The organism is Paraburkholderia sp. OAS925, from assembly GCF_040543975.1.
Taxonomy (GTDB): domain Bacteria; phylum Pseudomonadota; class Gammaproteobacteria; order Burkholderiales; family Burkholderiaceae; genus Paraburkholderia; species Paraburkholderia graminis.
The window spans coordinates 989,974-1,010,126 of the sequence record NZ_JBEUNO010000001.1; the positions used below are offsets into that span (position 1 = coordinate 989,974).

Below are 20,153 nucleotides of genomic sequence, written 5' to 3' on the forward strand. Positions count from 1 at the left end.
GGCCGTTGGCTGCTGTGCGTTCCGTGTTTGCCGTTTCCTTCAAGTGCCGATCATGCCGACTTCATCGTTCAACGTTACGTCTACTGCTGTGCCCTGTCCGGTTGTCGAATCGCTCGACGCCATTCTTCCCGAAGAGCCGTTGCTGATGATGGGCGCGGGCCCCGTGCCGATTCCCGCCGCCGTCGCCAAGGCCAACACGATCGTGATCAATCACCTGGGCGCGACCATGGTGAAGGTGATCAGCCAGGTGAAGACCATGGCGCGCTACGTGTTCCAGACGCATTCGAAGTGGGTGCTGGGCGTCGCGGGACCGGGCTCGGCCGCGATGGAAATGGCGATTTCCAATCTCGCGTGGGAAGGCACGCGCGTCCTCAGCATCAAGAACGGCTTTTTCAGCGGACGGATGGCCGAGATGGGCCGCCGCGTCGGTGCGCGTGTGAGCACGCTCGAAGTCGGCGATCAGTCGGTGGCGAGTCTCGATGAGATTGCCGAGGCGATTCGCCGCGAGCGCCCCGAGATCGTCACGGTCGTGCAGGGCGAGACGTCGAATACGGTCTGGAATTATCAACTGAAGGACATCGCTGCCCTGGCGAAAGCGGCGGGCGCGCTGGTGATCGTCGACGCGGTGTGCACGTTGAGCACGATGCCGCTCGCGATGGACGCATGGGGCATCGACGCCGTGATCACCGGCGGGCAAAAGGGTTTGTCGTCGATTCCCGGCGTCTCGCTGATTGCATTCTCCGATGCCGCCTGGGCGCGGGTGAAGGGACGCACCGCGCCGAATGCGCATTGGTGTCTCGATGCGTCGCTCGCGGAAAACTTCTGGCACAACGCGGGGTATCACTACACGGCGCCGGTGTCGGGCGTGCTCGCGTTGCATGAGGCGTTGCGGCTCGTGTGCGCCGAGACGCTGGAGAAGCGTTTCGCGCGGCATCTGAAGTGTTCGGTCGCGTTGCAGGAAGGCGTGACGGCGCTCGGTTTGCAGTTGTATGCGCCGAAGGCGTGCCGGTTGAATTCGGTGGTGGGCATCGAGGTGCCCGAGGGCTTGAGTCCCGGCGACGTGTGCGCGCACATTTCGCGGCAGCATCAGGTGGAAATTTCAGGATCGTTTGGATTGCCGATTGTCCGCATCGGTCAGATGGGCGAGCAGTGCCGCGAACACAATCTGTTTAGGACCGTGCATGCGTTGGGTCGGACGATGGTGGACCTTGGCGTTAAGGTCGATTTGCCTGCCGGCGTGGCGGCGTTGGAGCGGGGATTGTCGGAGGGGAAGTAGAGCTTTGTATCACGTCTTTGCCAAACTTGGACGAGTCTCGCCGGCAGCGCTACTGCTTTGCGCAAGCGTGATCACTCGTACACACTGCGCGAATCCGTTGCTGTTGTGGGCCCGCTTCTTAGAGCTCGTTGAAGCCAGCGCAAACGCATCGTGTTTATTGACGCTTGCACTTGCCTCAGGCGGTGCAACGCTCGCGCGCAATCCAGACGGGCCTTCAGCATGTCGAGGCGCGTCTGACTCTCTGACCTGAAGTTGACGCCGAAGCGCACAGGTCCCTTTCAGGCGCTCCGTAGACGGGAGCCAGCGGCAGGCGAAGCGCGCTAAGCGGCGACCTGTGCTTATGCAATTGCAAGCAGCCGCCGAAGCTTGTCGCGTCGCAGTGCCGCAGCGCTGCCGCCAGCCGGCGAGCGCCCAGTCGTCATGCATCGCGGAGGCAGGCAAGCAGTTGCGCGTCAAACACCACCCTACGCAGCCCCACCTCAAAGCGCCGCAGGCATCTTCCCAACCCTCGCATCGCGAAGATAAAGGAAGGACGAAAGCCCAACAGCCGCCGCCGCCGCAATAGCCGCAAACAGAAACACTGACCCGTATCCGAACTCGCCAGCAATGTACCCGGCCAACGGACCGGTAATGCCGAGCGACAAGTCGAGGAAAACCGAGTAAGCCGACAGAGCCGCGCCCCGGCTTGCGGGCGGCACGAGCCCGACGGCCTCCACGCCAAGCGCTGGAAAAACCAGCGCGAAGCCGAACCCTGTCAGCGCCGCGCCCGCCAGCGCCACATGCGGCTCGGGCGCGAGCCACAGCATCAGCAAGCCGGCACACTCGAACGAAAACGAAGCAATCGCAACGCGGAATCCGCCATAGGTTTTGATCGTGTTGGCAAACAGCAGCCGCGCGCCGATGAAGAGCGTGCCGAATACCGTCAGCGACAACGCGGCGTTCGGCCACTGCTTCGCCGCATAGAACAACGTGATAAACGTCGCGATCGATCCAAAACCGGCCGAGCCGAGCGCGAGGCCGATGCCGTGCGGCAGCACGCGCGTGAATACGCTTCGGTACGACATGCGCTCGCCGTGCACGAGGGGCACCGGCGCGATCGATCGCGCAAGATAGAAGCCGAGCGCCGCCAGCAGCATCACCAGAATGCCGAGCGCCGCGAAACCGACCGTCCGCTCGATCGCCACGCCGAGCGGCGCGCCGACCGCGAGCGCGCCATACGTGGCAATGCCGTTCCATGAGATGACCCGCGCATTTGTTGCTCGTGCCCACGCGGCCGATCCCCCAGAGAATCGCGCCGGTGCCGCACAGGCTCTCGCCGAATCCGAGCACGAGCCGGCTGCAGACGAGCAGCGCGAGACTCGCCGCCGGCCAGCGTCCGCACAACACGGCCAGCAGCAACAGAGCGCCGCTCGCGCCACATCCGAGCAAGCCGATCGACACGGTGCGCTTCGGCCCGAGCGTGTCGGCGGAACGGCCGGCGAGCGGCCGCGACGCCAGCGTCGCCAGGTACTGCACGCTGATCGCCGCGCCCGCGAGCACGGCGCTGTAGCCGAGGTCGTCGTGGACGTAGCCCGGCAGCACGGCGAGCGGAATGCCGATCGTCAGATAGCAAAGAAACGTGAAAAAGACGACCGGAATGATCTGCAGGGTCGTCGCCAGTTCGCTGCGAGGTGTGGCTGAATCGGTGGACATGGGGAAAACGAGACTTGAAAACGGCGGGAAGGCGTGATTTTCCCATGGAACCGATTCTCGTGCAGCGTTTGCTTAATAATGATCGGACGAAAGAGGGCGTGAAACGCCGCGAAAATGCTGCTTACGTCGCGTGAAACGCTCCGTTCGCCGAGCAACACGACTGCGGGGAAACACAAATACTGTCCGAAACGCAATGTCAGTACGGAAAACACCTCAATCGGGCCACCCCAACATAAGCCAACCGCCCGCCAAACTCATCTCAATATCGCTTTGCGAATATGTCCCGCATGCGATTGCCGCTATGGGTTCTATTTATTGACGGTGATAGTTTTCGAACCATCCCCGCGGCGCTGGCAGCCGCACACGAGATTCGAGAACACCGAGAGCACGAGACATGACTGAGCCGATTCGCTTCTATCACCGCAACGCGATCCGCGAGATCAAGGACGCGCCCGTCACCCGCACGGTCCTCCAGTATCTGCGCGAGGACGTGCATTGCACGGGCACCAAGGAAGGCTGCGCCGAGGGCGATTGCGGCGCCTGCACGGTCGTGATCGGCGAGCGCAACGAAGCGGGCGGCGTCGACTTCAAGACGGTCAACGCCTGCATCCAGTTCATGCCGACGCTCGACGGCAAGGCGCTCTTCACCGTCGAAGACCTGCGCCAGCCTGACGGCTCGCTGCATCCGGTGCAGGAGGCGATGGTCGAATGCCACGGCTCGCAGTGCGGTTTCTGCACGCCGGGCTTTGTCATGTCAATGTGGTCGCTGTATGAAAAGCACGGTCACGAACATAGCTGCGCGAACCGGACTGTGCCGTCGCGCGAAACGATCAGCAATGCGCTGACGGGCAATCTGTGCCGCTGCACCGGCTATCGTCCGATCGTCGATGCAGCCGTGCGCATGTTCGAAGCGCCCGCGCCCAAGGCGCCGGTCAACGTCGACGCCTTGGCGCGCTCGCTCGCCACACTGCAACGCGACGACACCTTCCATTACGAACACGCCGGTCAGCGCTTTCACGCGCCGCGCACCGTCGAAGCGCTCGCGCAGATCAAAGAGGCCGAGCCGGCCGCGCGCATTCTCGCGGGCAGCACGGACATCGGCTTGTGGGTCACCAAGCAGATGCGCGAGCTCGGCAATGTGGTCTACGTGGGGCAGATCGCCGAATTGCAGAAGCTCGAAACGCGCGGCGAGTGGATCGAAATAGGCGCGGGCGTCACCGTCGAAAAAGCCTATGCGGAGATCGCCAAGCAGTACCCCGAACTGACGGAGATGTGGCAACGCTTCGCGTCGCTGCCGATCCGCAACGCAGGCACGCTCGGCGGCAATATCGCCAACGGCTCGCCGATCGGCGACTCGATGCCCGGCCTCATCGCGTTGGGCGCGCGCGTGATTGTGCGCGGCGGTGCGATCGAACGCGAAATGCGGCTGGAAGACCTGTACCTCGCCTATCAGAAGAAGGATATGGCCGAGCATGAGTTCGTCGTGAGCGTGAAGGTGCCGACTAGAACCGGCGTGCGCGAGAAGCTGCAATTTCGCACGTACAAGCTGTCGAAGCGCTTCGACTCGGACATCTCGGCCGTGTGCGCGGCGTTCTCGTTCATCGCGGACGGCAAGCTGATTCGCGAGCCGCGCATCGCATTCGGCGGCATGGCGGCAACGCCGAAGCGCGCGACGCATGCCGAAGCCGTGCTGCGCGATGCCGAATGGCACGAAGCCACCGCACAGGCCGCGATGCTCGCGCTCGGCAACGACTACGCGCCGCTCTCCGACATGCGCGCGACCAGCAACTATCGTCTGGAAGCCGCGAAAAACACCTTGTATCGCTTCTGGCTCGAAACGCGTCCGCACAATCCGCTGCCGAAAAACGCGCTCGATGTGCGCGCGGTCGAAGCAGCCTGCGCGCCTGCCGGCGTCGACGTTGACATCGGCGGTCAGCTCAACGCCGCCGCAAGCGCCTGACGCGCGCGATCCACGAGCAACACGGAGAACACAACAATGAATCAGCATGCCGAACCATTCCTGAAAGACGCTCAGGCACTCGACGACTTCACGCAGGTCCACGTATCGCGTCCGCATGAATCGGCGCATCTGCACGTGAGCGGCCGCGCCACTTACACCGACGACATTCCAACGGTCGCGGGCACGCTGCACGCGGCGCTCGGACTGTCGGCCAAAGCGCACGCGAAGATCGTGTCGATGTCGCTCGACAAAGTGCGCGCGACGCCCGGCGTCGTCGCCGTCTTCACGGCCGACGACATTCCCGGCGCGAACGATGTCGCGCCGATCGTCCACGGCGACGATCCGATTCTCGCGGATGGCATCGTGCAATACGTCGGTCAGCCGGTCTTCATCGTGGTCGCGACGTCGCACGAAATCGCGCGGCTCGCGGCACGCCGCGCCGAGATCGTCTATGAGGAACTGCCCGCGATCCTCACCGCGCAGCAGGCGCGCGCCGCCAATCAATACGTGTTGCCGCCGATGAAGCTCGCGCGCGGCGAAGCGGGAACGAAGATCGCGCGAGCCGGGCATCGAGAGGCCGGCGAAATGCTGCTCGGCGGCCAGGAACAGTTTTATCTCGAAGGGCAAATCTCCTACGCGGTGCCCAAGGACGATGACGGCATGCACGTCTACTGTTCGACGCAGCATCCGACGGAAATGCAGCATCTCGTCGCGCATGCGTTGGGCGTTGCATCGCATAACGTGCTGATCGAATGCCGGCGCATGGGCGGTGGGTTCGGCGGCAAGGAATCGCAGTCGGGCTTGTTCGCGTGCTGCGCGGCGCTCGCCGCCTGGAAGCTGTTGTGCCCGGTCAAGCTGCGCCCCGATCGCGACGACGACATGATGGTCACCGGCAAGCGCCACGACTTCCACTACACGTATGAAGTCGGCTACGACGACAAGGGCGTGATCGAAGGCGTCGCCGTCGACATGACTTCGCGCTGCGGTTTTTCAGCGGATTTGTCCGGCCCCGTGATGACGCGCGCGCTGTGTCACTTCGACAACGCGTACTGGCTTTCGGACGTCGCCATCGACGGCTTTTGCGGCAAGACCAACACGCAATCCAACACTGCGTTTCGCGGCTTCGGCGGTCCGCAAGGCGCGTTCGCGATCGAATACATTCTGGACAACGTCGCGCGCTCCATCGGCGAAGATTCGCTCGACGTGCGCCGCCGCAATCTGTATGGCAAGACCGAGCGCAATCAGACGCCGTATGGCCAGGTCGTCGAAGACAACGTGATTCACGAACTGATCGACGAACTCGAAGCGACGAGCCAATACCGCGCGCGCCGCGCGGCCATCGACGAATTCAACGCAAACAACGAGGTGCTCAAAAAAGGCCTCGCACTCACGCCGGTCAAGTTCGGCATTGCGTTCAACGTCACGCATTTCAACCAGGCCGGCGCGCTCGTGCATATTTATACCGATGGTTCGGTGCTCGTGAACCACGGCGGCACCGAAATGGGCCAGGGCTTGAACACGAAGGTCGCGCAGGTCGTCGCGCATGAACTCGGCGTCGGCTTCAATCGCATTCGCGTGACCGCAACCGATACGAGCAAGGTCGCGAATACATCGGCGACGGCGGCATCGACCGGTTCCGATCTGAACGGCAAAGCCGCGCAGGACGCGGCGCGTCAATTGCGCGAGCGCCTCGCCGCGTTCGCCGCCGAGCGTTTTGGCGCGGGCGAGGTCAAGGCTTCGGACGTGCGCTTCGCGCATGATCGCGTGATCGTCGGCGAGGCGGTCTTGCCGTTCGAAGAAGTGATCGCGAAGGCGTACCTCGCGCGAATCCAGTTGTGGTCCGACGGTTTTTACGCGACGCCGAAGCTCTACTGGGATCAGGCGAAGCTGCAAGGCCGGCCGTTCTATTACTACTCGTATGGCGCAGCCGTATCGGAAGTCGTGATCGACACGCTGACCGGCGAAATGCGCGTGCTGCGCGCGGACGCGCTGCATGACGTGGGCGCGTCGTTGAACCCGGCGCTCGACATCGGCCAGGTAGAAGGCGCGTTCATTCAGGGCATGGGCTGGCTGACCACCGAGGAACTGTGGTGGAACGCCGGCGGCAAGCTGATGACGCACGCGCCGTCCACGTACAAGATTCCGACCGTCAACGATACGCCGCCGGTCTTCAACGTGCGCCTCTTCAAGAACCGCAACGCGGAGGACAGCATCCATCGTTCGAAGGCGACCGGCGAGCCGCCGTTGCTGCTGCCGTTTTCGGTGTTCTTTGCGATTCGCGACGCCGTCTCGGCGGTCGGCGATCACAAGGTGAATCCGCCGCTGAACGCGCCCGCGACGAGCGAGGAGATCCTCAAGGCAATCGGTGCGGTGCGGGCGGCCACGTCCGCCGCGCGACGCTAACAGAGATAGAGATGAGCGCGATGAAAGACTGCTCTTCCATTCAGATCGGGCGGCGCAGCGCGGTGCAAGCACCGCGCGCGGCGCCGATGCACATCGTGCTGTTCGGCGCAGGACACGTGGGTCATGCGCTGATCGAGTTGCTCGGCAATCTGCCGTGCGTGGTTCAGTGGGTCGACGAGCGCGACGAACTCTTTCCCGACGAAACGCCCGCGAACGTGCAGATCGAAGCTACCGACACGCCCGATGCGATCGTCGACGCCGCGCCGCCCGGCGCATGGTTTCTCGTGATGACGCATAACCATGCGCTCGATTTTTCGCTCGCCGAACGCATCATGCGGCGGACCGACTTTTCTTACTTCGGCATGATCGGTTCGAAGACGAAGCGCGTGAAGTTCGAGCGGCGTTTGCTGGAGCGTGGCGTGGAGCTTGAACGGCTTGAGCAGATGACGTGTCCGATCGGCGTGCCCGGCATCGTCGATAAGGCGCCTGCGATGATCGCCGTCGCGGTGTGCGCGGAGTTGTTGCAGGTTCGCGGGCGGCGGGCTGCTGCGTGTACTTCGATGCAAACGGACGCGGAATACAAGCGGCCTCTCAGCGTCTAAGCGATAAACGTCCAACGCGCCCGGACAGTCTGAAACGCATCGAGCGCGTGAGTCCATCACGCCACAACTCACCGCGCCCGCCTCGCCCCCCGCGCTTTCTGCGCGACCAGCCCATCCGACACCCCGAACATCAACGCACGCAGCCAGCCGAGATCACTCGGGCGATCCGGCTGCGGATGCCACATCTGATAACACTTGATACGCGGAAACGGAATCGGCGCCTCGACCACCGCGAGCGGCAGAATGCTCGCATAGTGGGTCGCGAAACGACGCGTCGTCGTGAAGATGAGATCCGATTGCAGCAGCGTCTGCGGCACGAGGCCGAAGTAGGGCAGCGTGGCGACGATGCGCCGCTCGGCTTTCGCGCGCGCGAAACCCGTGTCGATCGCGCCGCCGCGCGCGCCGCTATACGGCGTCGGCGCGAGATGCGGCGCGGCGAGATAGGCTTCGCGCGTAAGCGGCGCACGCGTCAGCGGATGATCCGCGCGCATCATGCACACGACAGTGTCCGAGAACAGATCGCTGCGCTCGAAACGCGGATCGGGCTTCGGCCAGTTGCCGATCACGAGATCGAGCTCGCCGGCATCGAGCGCGGCGGAATGATCGAGCATCGGATTCAGCGAATCGATTTCGAGCCGCGCATGCGGCGCCGCCTCGCGAAACTGCGCGATCACGGTCGGCATGAAGAAGTCGTTCAGATAATCGGGCGCGGCCACGCGAAAGGTGCGGCGCGAGCGGCCCGGATCGAAATCGCCGTGCGGCGTGGCCACGAAATCGACTTCGCGCAGCACGCGTTGTGCCGACGCAAGCAGCGATTCGCCGTATTCGGTCGGCACCATGCCGGACTTGCCGCGTACGAGGATCGGGTCGTTCAGCGTCTCTCGCAGCTTGCGCAGCGCCGTGCTGATCGCGGGCTGAGTCTGATTGAGCCGCAGCGCGGCTTGCGTGACGCTGCGCTCGACAAGCAGCGTGCGCAGCACGCGCACGAGCCAGATGTCGAGGGAGGCGGCGGTGTCGTCCATGGTAGAAGCCAAGCGAAGGCGAGCGGGCGTTGTGCCCCGGTGCCCGAAAGTCAGCCGCGCGCAGGCCCGGCAACACGCGGGTCATGAATCGCGCAAAGGTTATAACCTTAGGCCCAATTGCATCGCGGCGGCCATAGCGGGCACGGTATGACCGGCATCAGCCGCGCAAGCGCGGCCACCGAGCGTCATGCCGCGCTTGCGGCCACCACGCGTCACGCCGCGTGCTCCGCGTTCAAAGGTCCGCGACACCCGAGGGCAACGCGCTGATCCGCTTCACTTCGCTCGATTCCAGCCAGTTCGGCGTGCGCGCGCAGTACAGCACCATCGGCAACGCGTCCTCGCCCCAGAACAACTGGTCGTTCAGACGAAAGGTCGGCACGCCGTAGACGCCGAGCCCGATTGCATCCGCCGTATTGCGCCGCAACTGGGCTTGCACTTCCTCGCTCTTGATGAGTTCGGGACCATCGGGCATGCCGACGCGCTCGCACAGTTCGGCGAACGCCTCGTCGGTCGAAGGATCGCGGCCTTCGCGCCAGATGAAGCGGAAGATTTCGCGCACGCACACCACGTCGGCCTGCGCGGCAGTGGCGAGCAACAGCGGCTTCATCGAGTCGAACGGATGGGCCGGCGGCATCTTGTAGGGAATGCCGAGCTGTTCCGCGCGAAAGAGCGCGTGCCGGTACATGAAGGTGCGCTTGGCCGGCACGCTGTACGCCGGCCGCTGCCCCCAATGGCGATACAGGTCGTTCAGCACCACGGGCGTGAAGGCGAAGTCGAAGCCCGGCCATTTGTCGTGTTGCTCGAGCAGCAGGTACGTGAACGGCGAGACGAAATCGTAGAACCACAGCGGCTGCGCGGCGTCGATGCCAACGGTCATATATGTCTCCCGGATTGCCTGTCCGACAGATCGGCGGATGCGTCTGCTAGATCGTCGGAATTGTAATGATCTTACGCGGTGCGGCTGCGGCTTGCACCGTCAATCTGGTTTGCGGCGGTCGTCGGCGCGGGTTTCGCCGATCTCGGCGGCTTCGTTCGGCGCGGCGTCGGTTTCGGCGGCTTTGCCAGCTTTGCCGGCTTGATCCGCGCTGTCGGCCTGGTCGGCGGCGCGTGCTTCGATGTCCGCGGCTTCCGCTTCCTCGGTTTCGTCGTCCGCGGTATCGAACGCCTCCGACATCTCGCGCCGGCCATCGCGGCTTTGCGTGAGCCTTGCCCGAACGAAGCCGATATGCTCGCGCAGCACATAGAACTGGTCCGCATAGGCGAGCGGCATCTTCAGGCCGTTCACCGAATCCTCGATGGCGTCGAGCCGTTGCAGCAGCGACGCCCGCTCGGCCGCCGAATGATCGCTGAGCGCGCTGCGCTCAATCGCGATCAGCGCGCCGTACCAGCGATAGATGCGCGACTTCACGCGCCACGCATACAGCGACGGCACGAGCCGCAGCGCCGGAATCAGCAGCACGATAAGCGGCACGACCACCACCAGCAGACGGTCGGCGAGGCTCGCGAGCCAGAACGGCAACACCCGGTACAGGAAGCCTTTGCCCGACTTGTAGTAGCGCGCGGCGTCGTCGCTGATCGGGAAGTCGTGGGCGAGCGGCGCGGGGAATTCGCCGGCGCGCTGCATGATGTTCGCCTTGCCGTGCACCTCGCGCGCGGCGTCGATCAGAAGGTCCGACAGCGCCGGATGCAGCGAGTCGCGCGCCACCAGTTCGGCGGTCGGCGCGACCATGTGAATCGGTGCGGACGGCAGATTCTTGCCGAGGTCGAACGCGCCCATCGGCAATTCCAGCTGCGTCAGATACGGAAAGCGCCGTGTGTACGCGTCGGCCTGGACGAAATCGTAGAACTGCACATTCGGCGTACGGTAAAGCTTGCCCATGACCGCGGGCTGCGCGGAATCGCCGGCCAGAAATGCCGCATCCACCTTGCCGGAGACGAGCGCTTGCGCGGCGTCGTCGCCCGAAAGCGGCAGCAGCTTCGTCGTGCCGCCGGGCTCGATGCCGTTCGCCTTGAGGAGCGCGAGCGCCAGTTGTCGCGTGCCGCTGCCTTCGGCGCCGACCGCGAGGCGCTGGCCCTTGAATTCGGCGAGCCGCGCAACCGTCGGGCCGTGATAGAAGATCGCGAGCGGCACATACGACACGCTGCCAAGCGATATCAGCCCGTTGCTCGCCGTGCCCGGCGCCATGCCGTCCTGCACGAAGCCGACGTCGACGTCCGAGTTCGAGTCCGACAGCCGCTTGAGGTTTTGCAGCGAGCCTTCGGAGGGCAGCACCTTCAACGTGATGCGGTTGCGCGCCAGAATCTCCTTGTACTTTTGCGCGGCGTTCCAGAAGGTGCTGCCTTCGGGACCGGCGCTGATGGTCAGCGTGCTGGGAGGCGCGGGTTGGATCAGGCGCACGGCGACCCAGATCGCGGCCACGGCGATCAGGAAGATGGGTCCGAACGAGACCGCGAGGTCGCGCCATGAGATCGCGACAAAACGCGCGACGAGGCGGGGAGGGCGTAGGCGGCCGGGGACTGGCTTCATCGGATGACGGGGACGGCGACTGTCGAAGGTGAACTGGAATGCGGCGCTGCGCGTGGCGCCGATGGTACCTGAGATTGCCGCGGCGGCGGAATGCGCGGCGTCGGCGTGTGTCGAGAAAGCCGTAACAAAAGGTGACTGCGGGTGACTGCGGGTGACTGCGGGGTGACTGCGCCCGCCGGTGAATCGCCACTGACCCGTATCGCGTATGACTAAACCCTTTGCGCTTCTGGCCCGGCTAGATTAAATTGTGCATCGCTGCCGCGAACACACGTCTCGCGCGGCGCGACCCGGCACGACAGACAAGAACCGGGCGCGTCGGCGGATCTCGCGGCTTGCCGGTTTCCGTACCGCATCGCATGCAGGTCAGTATCGTCAGCGCGTGCGGTATAGGCAGCCGGTCTCTCTTTGTGCCTCTCGCATCTCGTGTCGCCGCCCACAGCCGGCCATTGCCTCGCCGCGCGCATTGTCGCGCGTCGGCCCTGGCCGCAGGTAGTCGTAACGAAGCCGCTTATTCAAGCGGTCCAATATGAAGCTAAGGAGAGAAGAAATATGAAATCGGTCGGTTTTCTGAAGACGCTGGGCTCGGTGGTGGCAATGGTGGTGGCATGCAACGTCTATGCTCAGGCAAGCGATGCAACGGCAACCGGCACGACAGCCGCCCCCGCCGCCAGCGCGAAGGCGAGCAAGAAGGCCAATAGCCAGCTCGGCCGCAAGGTGCGCGCCGCGATCTCGAAGACGCAAGGCGTCGACGTGTCGAACATCTCCGTGCGTGCCCGCGGCGGCGCGGTGACGCTGACGGGTTCGGTGCCCGACCAAGGCCAGATCGACGCGGCCGGCGAGGCAGCGAAGGGCGTCGCGGGCGTGACGTCGGTGTCGAACAAGCTGTCGGTGATGCAGCAGTAAGCGTGACGAGCGGGCGCATCGGTCAGCCCGCCGTGACGGCGCGCTGACCGGCTGCGTGAGTGGGCGAGATAGCGCCGGAAGCCGCTCTTTACACGGCTCTTTATACGGCTCTTCGCGCGGCTCCCGACGCAATGCGCCGTTCGATGCATGCGAAAAAGCTCCGGCAATCCTGCCGGAGCTTTTTTTCGTCACGCGATTACGCGCGATCATTCACAAGCAGCGACGATGGCGTCGCCATAGCTCGATGCGGTGCGGCGCTGCGCCGTCGTCCGACTGTGCGCAATGACACATTTGGGACGCTGCCCAAAGCGTACTGTGTGCATGGAGAACTGGAGTCATCGCCATGCAAACCACGCTCCTGCGCTATACCGATCTGCCCATCACCGACCGGGCCGCTTTTGAACTCGTCTGCGCGCGGCACGGCTTCGCGCCCGCGCATTTCGACGTCAGCGTTCACGCCGATCCGGCCGATCCCGCCCAGGGACGCCTCGTCACCGTGCGGCGCGGCGGCTGGGCGCAATCCTATTACGACCGTCAGGGTCAATGGGTCAGACAGTTCGAGGCCGATCTCACCTGCCGCTTCTTCAGATGATTCGCGTCACGGCGGCGGGCACCCTCAGCACCACCCCCAGCGCCGCTCTCAGGCCAGCACGAGACGCACGCCGACCAGCGTGAGCGTGGCGGCGAGCAGATTGCGCAGCAGCGCATCGGGTGCGCGCGCGGACAGCATGCTGCCGATCGCGATGCCCGGCAGCGAGCCGACCAGCAGCGACAGCAGCATCGACCAGTCGACGGAACCGAGCAGCCAATGGCCCGCTCCCGCGAGCAGCGTGAGCGGCACCGCATGCGCGATGTCCGAGCCGACGATGCGCATGGTCGGCAGCAGCGGATAAAGCAGCAGCAACACGGTCACGCCGATCGCCCCCGCGCCCACCGAAGTCAGCGACACCAGCACGCCGAGCACCGCGCCCGTCAGCATGGTGAGCACAAGCGTGCGCCCCTGGCTCGGCGTGCGGCGGCGGTGCGCGCCCAGCGCGGCGAGTTGCGGGCGGAACACGAGCGCGACCGCCGTCACGAGCAGCGCGGCGCCGAGGACAAGCTGGATCAGCCGGCTCGCGCCCGGCGTGTCCATCCCGTAGCGGTTGCAACAGCAGCAGCGTGATGGTCGCGGCGGGCACGCTGCCGGCCGCGAGCCGCAGCGTCACCTGCCAGTCGACGGAACCCTTCAGGCCGTGGACCAGCGTGCCCGTCGCCTTGGTGGCGGCCGCGTACAGGAGGTCGGTGCCGACGGCCGTCGCCGGATGCACGTTGAAGAGCAGCACCAGAATCGGCGTCATCAGCGAGCCGCCGCCCACGCCCGTCAGTCCGACCAGAAAGCCGACGAACAGGCCGGACGCGGAGTACAGCAGATCGATATGCGGAAGAGCCATTGAAGAGACCGCGGGCGGTCGGTGGATTGACGGTTAGGGCACGGGCGGCGCGCGTGCCTCGACCGCCGACGCGGGTCGGCAAGCTGGAAAGAAGGCGGCGCCCGGCGCGGCGAAAGCCGCTATTGTCGCAAAACTGACGTCGCAGCGTACGGAATGCGCGGAAGCGGGCGTGCCGCGAGGGTTGTGAGCGGCGCGCCGCTCACAGCGCGCGGCGAATTTCGACGACGCCGAACGCCGCCAGCATGATGCCGACGAACCGGTCGATCGCGAGCCTCAGCTTGCTGCCGATCGCATGCCGCGCCAGCGACACCACGGTCACGAGGAAACACCACCACGCGATCGAGCCGCAGAACACGCCGCCGACGGTCGTCAGCGCGATCGTCGATGAAAATGCGCCGCGCGGCGCGAGCGTCGTGAACAGCGCGGCAAACATGATGACCGTTTGCGGGTTCGTCAGCGTGAGCAACAGGGAGCTTGCGTAGGCACGCAACGCGCCGGCGCGGCCCACTTGCGCGAGCTTGCTGTTGCCGTTGCCATTGCCGTCTGGTTCGCCGTTGGCCGTGTCTGCCGGCGCTTTTTGCAGCAGCGTGCGCACGCCGAGATACAGCAGGAACAAGCCGGCGAGCAGATGCAGCGGCCGGTCATAAGCCAGCATGAACTGCGAGATGCTGACGAGGCCGAGCGCGGCGATCAGGCCATACAATGCGTCGCCCGTTGCAATGCCGAGGCCGATGGCAAGCCCCGCCCGCGGACCGCCGGTCAACGTGCGGCGAATGCAGAGCATGCCCATCGGGCCGACCGGCGCGGCAATCGCGAGGCCGACGCCGGCGGCGGTGAAGAAGAGGCTGGTCATCGACATGGCGGGTTCCGATGGTTGTTGTCTGGATAGCGCGGGGCGAGCGATGTGTGTCTAAAATCTGCAACCCGCCGCCTCCCACGACCATCGCCCAGCATAGCCACAGCGCATCCCGCGAGCAAGCTTCCACTCCCCACAATGTCACTAACCGTGAATACCCTGGCCTAGCGCGGCTGCCGCTTCTCCTCGGGCATAATTTTCCGCACTCAAATCCTCGGAGCCGTTTCCCATGTGGCAGATCGATCAGGTGACGTTGCGCTTGTTCATCGCCGTTTGCGAGGAAGGCACCATCGCGCGCGCCGCGGAGCGTGAGTTCATTGCGCCTTCGGCGGTCAGCAAGCGGCTCGCCGATCTCGAAGCGCTCGTCGACGTCGCGCTGCTTTCGCGCAGTCAGCGCGGCGTGCGCGCGACGGCCGCCGGCGAGGCGCTGTTGCGGCACGCGCGGCTCATCATGCGCGGCCATGAACGCATGCAGGCCGAACTCAGCCAGTACGCAGCCGGCGCGCGGGGGCACGTGCGCGTGCTGGCGAACGTATCGTCGATGGTCGAGTTTTTGCCCGAGGCCTTGTCCGAATTCCTGAAGGCCAATCCGCAGATTCGCGTGGATGTCGAAGAGCGCGTGAGCGCGGAGATCGTGCGCGGTCTCGAGGAAGGCGTTGCAGATCTCGGCATTTGCCGCGACGTCGTGCCGATGGGCAGTCTCGACGCGCTGCCGTACCGCGCCGACCATCTCGCGCTGATCGTGCCGCGCGGTCATCCTCTCGCTGCGGAGGCCAACGTCGGCTTCGAGCAGACGCTCGCCTTCGATCATCTCGGGCTCTCGTCGAATGCATCGGTCAATGCGCTGATGCAGCGGATCGCGGCCGAGAAAGGGCGCGAGTTGAACTACCGCACGTACGTGTCGACCTTCGACGCCGCGTATCGCTTCATCCAGGCCGGCCTCGCGGTGGCGATCCTGCCAGGCGAAGCGCTGCCGCGCCATGCCGCGGACGAATACGGCATCGTCGCCGTGCCGTTGTGCGACGCATGGGCCGAGCGGCGCTTCGTGATCTGCGTGCGCGACCGCGGCGCGCTGACACTTGCCGCGTCGCATCTGCTGGATCATTTGCTGCGCGCGGTTTAGGGCGTTGCGCCGCGGTTGCGCTAACTACTCACGCTCCACGCACGCCCCGCCCCTTCTGAAAAGCCCTTAAGGGTTTCCCCTCTGCGACGCCGCACGGCCGTCCCGCTTGCTTCGCCGGGCATCGTCAACGGCGATGGAGTGCTTCGTCAACGCAGACTTTGCTACGCGCACGCGCGCAGGCACGCTGTGATCCGTGCTTCATTTCCCCGCATTTCTCCGCAGGAATTCAACCCATGAGCGACATGAGCGACATGAGCGATACGAAGGAACGCGTCGTCATAACCGAAGTCGGCATGCGCGACGGTCTGCAAAGCATCGCGCGAACCATGCCCACCGAATTCAAGCGCCGCTGGATCGATGCCGCGTATGCCGCCGGCGTGCGGCACATGGAAGTGGCGTCGTTCGTGCCGGCGAAACTGTTGCCGCAGATGGCCGACGCCGACGAAGTCATCGCTCACGCACTCGGCTACGACGATCTCATCGTGACCGCGCTCGTGCCCAATCTGAAGGGCGCGCAACGCGCACTCGAAGCGGGCGTCCATCGGATCGTCGCGCCGATTTCGGTGAGCACCGCGCACAGCCTCGCGAACGTCCGCAAGACGCCCGCCGAAATGATCGATGCGTTTGCAACCATGCGCGACGCGATCGACAGCGCGCAAGGCGCAGGCACGCGGCGTGTGCAACTGATCGCCGGTTTGTCGACGGTATTCGGCTGCACGCTGCAAGGCGCGGTGCCTTACGCGGACATCGCGGCGATCGCACGCGACGCCGTCAACGCAGGCGCCGATGTCATCGCACTCGGCGACACGACCGGCGAAGCCACGCCGCGTCAGGTCGGCGAGATCATCGACCGCGTGCGCGGCGTCGCGGGCGACAAGCTCCGCTCGCTGCATTTCCACGACACGCGCGGCTTGGGCCTCGCGAATACGCTGATCGCGCTGCAACACGGCATCCGCGAATTCGACGCGTCGCTCGCCGGACTCGGCGGCTGCCCGCATGCGCCTGGCGCGACGGGCAACGTCAACACCGAAGACCTCGTGTTCATGCTTAACAGCATGGGCTATGAAACCGGCATCGACCTTGCCCGCCTGATCGCGTCGCGCGACGTGCTCGCCGATGCATTGCCGGGCGAGCCGCTCTACGGTTATCTCGCGCGCGCCGGTGTGCCGAAGCAGTTCGCGATCTCCCAACCCAGCCAACCTTCAACTCCTTCGTGCTCGCAGGTGCCGCAATGAACGCCTCTTCTTTTACCGACAATTCCGCCGCCGACGCGCCGCAACGCGCGTTGCCGCTCGCCGGCATTCGCGTGATCGAGCTTTCGCATATGGTGATGGGTCCGACGTGCGGGATGATCCTCGGCGATCTCGGCGCCGAAGTCATCAAGGTCGAGCCGCCGCGCGGCGACGGCACGCGGCGCCTGCTCGGCACCGGCGCGGGTTTTTTCCGCACCTTCAATCGCAACAAGAAGAGCGTCGCGCTCGACCTCGATAGCGAGGCGGGACTTGCCGCGCTGCATGAGCTCGTCGATACCGCCGATGTGTTCGTCGAAAACTTCAAGCCGGGCCGCATGGCGAGCCTCGGTCTCGACTACGCGTCGCTGCGCGAGCGCAACCCGAAGCTCATCTACGTTTCGCACAAGGGCTTTCTCAACGGGCCTTATGAGCACCGGCTCGCTCTCGACGAAGTCGTGCAGATGATGGCCGGCCTCGCCTATATGACGGGCCCCGTGGGCCGTCCGCTGCGCGCGGGCAGTTCGGTCAACGACATCATGGGCGGCATGTTCGGCGCGATCGGCGTGCTGGCCGCGTTGCACGAACGGCATGCGAGCGGACGGGGCAAGGAAGTGCAGAGCGCGCTCTTCGAGAACTGCGTGCTGCTGTCCGCGCAGCACATGCAGCAGTATGCGGCCACCGGCGTGGCGCCTGCGCCGATGCCCGAGCGCATCAGCGCATGGGCCGTGTATGACGTGTTCACGCTTGCCGGCGACGAGCAGATGTTCATCGCCGCAACGGGCGACGGTCAATGGCGCGCGTTGTGCGGGATTCTCGGCCGCGCCGATCTGCTCGCCGACCCGCGTCTCGCAACCAACAACGATCGCGTGCTCGCGCGCTCATGGCTGTTGCAGACGCTCGGCGAAACCCTGCGGGAATTCGACGGCGCGGCGCTCGTGCCGCTGTTCGAACGCGACCATATTCCGTTCGCGTCGATCGTGAAGCCCGAAGAACTGTTCGACGATCCGCATCTGAACGAAAGCGGCGGCCTTGCGCGTCTCACGCTCGACGACGGCAGCGAAACCGCGATGCCGCTGCTGCCCATTTCAATCGACGGTGAGCGTTTGCAGCCGCGTCAGCCGATCGCGAAGATCGGCGAGCACACGGCTGATGTGCTGCGCGAACTCGGCTATGACGACGCGCGAATCGCCTCGTTGACGAGCGGTTCAAATCAGACGCCGCGCGAAGCCGCATAGGCGTTTCTTGTCGCGCACGCGGTCAACCAAGGCTTAACCGGCAACAGACCGGCATTCAAGGAGACAGACGATGAAGTCGTCGAATCAAACAGTGTATGCAACAGCGCTCGGCGATGCCGGCGCGCTCGGCTTGCCTTCGGGCGCCGGCGCAGCGGCGGGCGGCCGTGCCGAAGAAATCGCCCTTGGCGGCGCGCGCATTTCGGCGCGGCTCGACCGCCTGCCGGCCACGCGTTCCATCTGGAAGCTCGTGATGTTGCTGAGCCTCGGGCTCTTCTTCGAACTGTACGACCTCATGTTCTCCGGCTACATCGCGCCGGGCCTCGTGAAGAGCGGCATTCTCACCGCGACGACGCATGGTCTCTTTGGCACGAGCGGTGTCGCGAGCTTTATCGCCGCATTGTTCGCGGGGCTTTTCATCGGCACGGCGGCTTGCGGTTTTCTCGCCGATCGCTTCGGGCGGCGCGCGATCTTCACATGGTCGCTGCTGTGGTACACGGCGGCGAACATCGTCATGGCGTTTCAGGACACGGCGCTCGGGCTGAACCTGTGGCGCTTTATCGCGGGCATCGGCATCGGCGTGGAGATCGTGACGATCGGCACGTACATCTCCGAACTGGTGCCGAAGCATGTGCGCGGCCGCGCGTCCGCGTGCTCGCAGGCCGTGGGTTTTTGCGCGGTGCCGATCGTCGCGTTTCTCTCGTATCTGCTGGTGCCGCATCGATATTTCGGTCTCGACGGCTGGCGTCTCGTCGTATTGACCGGCGTGGTCGGCGCGATCGTCGTCTGGTGGATTCGCCTCGGTTTGCCGGAGAGTCCGCGCTGGCTCGCGCAAAAAGGCCGCCTCGACGAAGCCGACGCGATCATGACGCGGCTCGAGGCGCGAGTCGAACGCGAGTATGGAGGTGCACTGCCGGAGCCTGCATTGCCCGAGCCGGTGCGGGCGCGCGCTGCGTTCCGCGATCTGCTCGTGCCGCCGTATCGCAAGCGCACGCTGATGCTGATCATCTTTCACGTATTCCAGACGATGGGCTACTACGGCTTCGCGAACTGGATTCCGACCTTGCTGATCAAGCAGGGCATCACGGTGACGACGAGCCTGATGTATGCGAGCATCATCGCCGTGGCCGCGCCGCTCGGACCGCTGCTCGGCTTGCTGATCGCGGACCGCTTCGAGCGCAAGACGGTGATCATCTGCATGGCTGCGGTCAACGTGGTGTGCGGGCTGCTGTTCAGCCAGGCGCGCGAGACCGTGCTGCTCGTGAGTCTCGGCGTGTGTCTCGTGCTGGCCGGCAACATCATTTCCTACAGTTATCACGCGTATCAGGCCGAACTCTTTCCCACCAGCATTCGCGCACGCGCTGTCGGTTTCGTCTATTCGTGGAGCCGGCTTTCGGCGATGTTCTCCGCATTCGTGATCGCCGGATGCCTGAGAGAGTTTGGAGTGAATGGCGTGTTCGCATTCATTTCGAGTGCGATGGTGATCGTGATGCTCGCTATCGGCACGCTGGGGCCGAAGACGCGCGACGTCGCACTGGAGGACATCTCGAAGTAGCGCACTGGGCGCGAGAACAAACGTGCTCGCGCTTCAATAATCTTTCCGGCAATGTGCGGTAGCGCACGTTGATTGCCGCCACGAGTTCGCGGCGCCGCGCGGTCGTTCGGATCGCAACGGCAACGGCGGCGGATTTGCGTCCGGAATGGGCGATACCGCGCATTTCACAGCGGAAGAAGTCTTGGCCTTGGCGCAAATTTGCAGGATGTTGGGTGTAACGTTTTCTGGCGACTGCTGCCGGTGCATCGGCAAGTCGCGGGTTTCGGAGACGACGCGCGTCACGAATGCGCGCCACATACTAACTATCGGATGAGAGCGTCGAGTGGGCCGTTTTTGCTCA

14 protein-coding genes and 2 pseudogenes are annotated in these 20,153 nt (G+C 64.8%); 10 read left to right on the forward strand and 6 right to left on the reverse strand.

Translation table 11 applies throughout. The features are described 5' to 3' along the window. Positions 1–52 precede the first annotated feature (52 nt). Positions 53–1,276, forward strand: coding sequence for a pyridoxal-phosphate-dependent aminotransferase family protein (locus tag ABIE53_RS04435; RefSeq protein WP_006047831.1), 1,224 nt, complete (start codon positions 53–55; stop codon positions 1,274–1,276). Between the two features lie 479 nt (positions 1,277–1,755). Here the strand turns inward: ABIE53_RS04435 and ABIE53_RS04440 are convergent. Then, positions 1,756–2,968: pseudogene (locus tag ABIE53_RS04440) on the reverse strand (MFS transporter). Between the two features lie 394 nt (positions 2,969–3,362). Between ABIE53_RS04440 and xdhA the strand changes: the two are divergent. The 3 genes from xdhA to xdhC are packed head-to-tail and all read left to right on the forward strand — an operon-like array spanning position 3,363 to position 7,933. Further along, positions 3,363–4,928 carry a xanthine dehydrogenase small subunit gene (gene xdhA / locus ABIE53_RS04445; RefSeq protein ID WP_192700031.1) on the forward strand — a complete coding sequence of 522 codons (1,566 nt, stop codon included), beginning with the start codon at positions 3,363–3,365 and terminating at the stop codon, positions 4,926–4,928. Positions 4,929–4,964: 36 nt separating this feature from the next. After that, the gene (xdhB, locus tag ABIE53_RS04450) at positions 4,965–7,331 is read left to right on the forward strand and encodes a xanthine dehydrogenase molybdopterin binding subunit (protein WP_192700032.1); all 2,367 of its coding nucleotides are present in this window, start codon (positions 4,965–4,967) and stop codon (positions 7,329–7,331) included. Between the two features lie 20 nt (positions 7,332–7,351). Further along, complete coding sequence (gene xdhC, locus ABIE53_RS04455; protein WP_376915751.1) at positions 7,352–7,933, forward strand: xanthine dehydrogenase accessory protein XdhC; 582 nt, start codon at positions 7,352–7,354, stop codon at positions 7,931–7,933. Between the two features lie 68 nt (positions 7,934–8,001). Here xdhC and ABIE53_RS04460 read toward each other — a convergent pair whose 3' ends face one another. From ABIE53_RS04460 to ABIE53_RS04470, 3 genes are all read right to left on the reverse strand, one after another. Then, positions 8,002–8,955, reverse strand: coding sequence for a LysR family transcriptional regulator (locus ABIE53_RS04460; RefSeq protein ID WP_006047826.1), 954 nt, complete (start codon positions 8,953–8,955; stop codon positions 8,002–8,004). Positions 8,956–9,187: 232 nt separating this feature from the next. Continuing rightward, complete coding sequence (locus ABIE53_RS04465; RefSeq protein WP_006047825.1) at positions 9,188–9,832, reverse strand: 2-hydroxychromene-2-carboxylate isomerase; 645 nt, start codon at positions 9,830–9,832, stop codon at positions 9,188–9,190. A 99-nt stretch (positions 9,833–9,931) separates the two neighbouring features. Beyond that, positions 9,932–11,482 (reverse strand): TAXI family TRAP transporter solute-binding subunit, encoded by a 1,551-nt coding sequence (locus ABIE53_RS04470; protein WP_006047824.1) that lies wholly within the window; start codon positions 11,480–11,482, stop codon positions 9,932–9,934. A gap of 549 nt (positions 11,483–12,031) precedes the next feature. Between ABIE53_RS04470 and ABIE53_RS04475 the strand changes: the two genes are divergently transcribed. Both ABIE53_RS04475 and ABIE53_RS04480 read left to right on the forward strand, forming a co-directional pair. After that, the gene (locus tag ABIE53_RS04475) at positions 12,032–12,385 is read left to right on the forward strand and encodes a BON domain-containing protein (protein WP_006047823.1); all 354 of its coding nucleotides are present in this window, start codon (positions 12,032–12,034) and stop codon (positions 12,383–12,385) included. A gap of 343 nt (positions 12,386–12,728) precedes the next feature. Beyond that, positions 12,729–12,977, forward strand: a complete 249-nt coding sequence (locus ABIE53_RS04480) for a hypothetical protein (RefSeq protein ID WP_006047822.1) — start codon at positions 12,729–12,731, stop codon at positions 12,975–12,977. A 48-nt stretch (positions 12,978–13,025) separates the two neighbouring features. Here the strand turns inward: ABIE53_RS04480 and ABIE53_RS04485 are convergent. Together ABIE53_RS04485 and ABIE53_RS04490 are read right to left on the reverse strand one after the other, a co-directional pair. After that, positions 13,026–13,815 (reverse strand): annotated as a pseudogene (locus ABIE53_RS04485) (sulfite exporter TauE/SafE family protein). A 199-nt stretch (positions 13,816–14,014) separates the two neighbouring features. After that, entirely contained in the window at positions 14,015–14,674 is a 660-nt protein-coding gene (locus ABIE53_RS04490; protein WP_006047820.1) for a LysE family translocator, read from the reverse strand. A gap of 226 nt (positions 14,675–14,900) precedes the next feature. On the opposite strand from ABIE53_RS04490, the gene ABIE53_RS04495 reads away from it, so the two are divergent. The 4 genes from ABIE53_RS04495 (at position 14,901) to ABIE53_RS04510 (ending at position 19,813) form a co-directional block, all read left to right on the forward strand. Further along, positions 14,901–15,794 carry a LysR family transcriptional regulator gene (locus tag ABIE53_RS04495; protein WP_114155817.1) on the forward strand — a complete coding sequence of 298 codons (894 nt, stop codon included), beginning with the start codon at positions 14,901–14,903 and terminating at the stop codon, positions 15,792–15,794. A 251-nt stretch (positions 15,795–16,045) separates the two neighbouring features. After that, on the forward strand, positions 16,046–17,029 hold the full coding sequence (locus ABIE53_RS04500; protein WP_044020569.1) for a hydroxymethylglutaryl-CoA lyase: 984 nt from the start codon (positions 16,046–16,048) through the stop codon (positions 17,027–17,029). Next, positions 17,026–18,261 carry a CaiB/BaiF CoA transferase family protein gene (locus ABIE53_RS04505; protein WP_114155818.1) on the forward strand — a complete coding sequence of 412 codons (1,236 nt, stop codon included), beginning with the start codon at positions 17,026–17,028 and terminating at the stop codon, positions 18,259–18,261. Before ABIE53_RS04500 ends, ABIE53_RS04505 begins: the two co-directional genes overlap by 4 nt. 70 nt (positions 18,262–18,331) lie before the next feature. Beyond that, complete coding sequence (locus ABIE53_RS04510) at positions 18,332–19,813, forward strand: MFS transporter (RefSeq protein WP_192700033.1); 1,482 nt, start codon at positions 18,332–18,334, stop codon at positions 19,811–19,813. Positions 19,814–20,153: the final 340 nt, after the last annotated feature.

What these genes read in the sequence shown, in the direction of transcription:
- ABIE53_RS04490 (WP_006047820.1), bottom strand. Translation starts at nt 14,674, where the DNA reads ATGTCGATGACCAGCCTCTTCTTCACCGCCGCCGGCGTCGGCCTCGCG.
- ABIE53_RS04505 (WP_114155818.1), top strand. Translation starts at nt 17,026, where the DNA reads ATGAACGCCTCTTCTTTTACCGACAATTCCGCCGCCGACGCGCCGCAA.
- ABIE53_RS04495 (WP_114155817.1), top strand. Translation starts at nt 14,901, where the DNA reads ATGTGGCAGATCGATCAGGTGACGTTGCGCTTGTTCATCGCCGTTTGC.
- ABIE53_RS04470 (WP_006047824.1), bottom strand. Translation starts at nt 11,482, where the DNA reads ATGAAGCCAGTCCCCGGCCGCCTACGCCCTCCCCGCCTCGTCGCGCGT.
- xdhA (WP_192700031.1), top strand. Translation starts at nt 3,363, where the DNA reads ATGACTGAGCCGATTCGCTTCTATCACCGCAACGCGATCCGCGAGATC.
- xdhC (WP_376915751.1), top strand. Translation starts at nt 7,352, where the DNA reads ATGAAAGACTGCTCTTCCATTCAGATCGGGCGGCGCAGCGCGGTGCAA.
- ABIE53_RS04465 (WP_006047825.1), bottom strand. Translation starts at nt 9,832, where the DNA reads ATGACCGTTGGCATCGACGCCGCGCAGCCGCTGTGGTTCTACGATTTC.
- ABIE53_RS04500 (WP_044020569.1), top strand. Translation starts at nt 16,046, where the DNA reads ATGAGCGATACGAAGGAACGCGTCGTCATAACCGAAGTCGGCATGCGC.
- ABIE53_RS04510 (WP_192700033.1), top strand. Translation starts at nt 18,332, where the DNA reads ATGAAGTCGTCGAATCAAACAGTGTATGCAACAGCGCTCGGCGATGCC.
- xdhB (WP_192700032.1), top strand. Translation starts at nt 4,965, where the DNA reads ATGAATCAGCATGCCGAACCATTCCTGAAAGACGCTCAGGCACTCGAC.
- ABIE53_RS04475 (WP_006047823.1), top strand. Translation starts at nt 12,032, where the DNA reads ATGAAATCGGTCGGTTTTCTGAAGACGCTGGGCTCGGTGGTGGCAATG.
- ABIE53_RS04460 (WP_006047826.1), bottom strand. Translation starts at nt 8,955, where the DNA reads ATGGACGACACCGCCGCCTCCCTCGACATCTGGCTCGTGCGCGTGCTG.
- ABIE53_RS04435 (WP_006047831.1), top strand. Translation starts at nt 53, where the DNA reads ATGCCGACTTCATCGTTCAACGTTACGTCTACTGCTGTGCCCTGTCCG.
- ABIE53_RS04480 (WP_006047822.1), top strand. Translation starts at nt 12,729, where the DNA reads ATGCAAACCACGCTCCTGCGCTATACCGATCTGCCCATCACCGACCGG.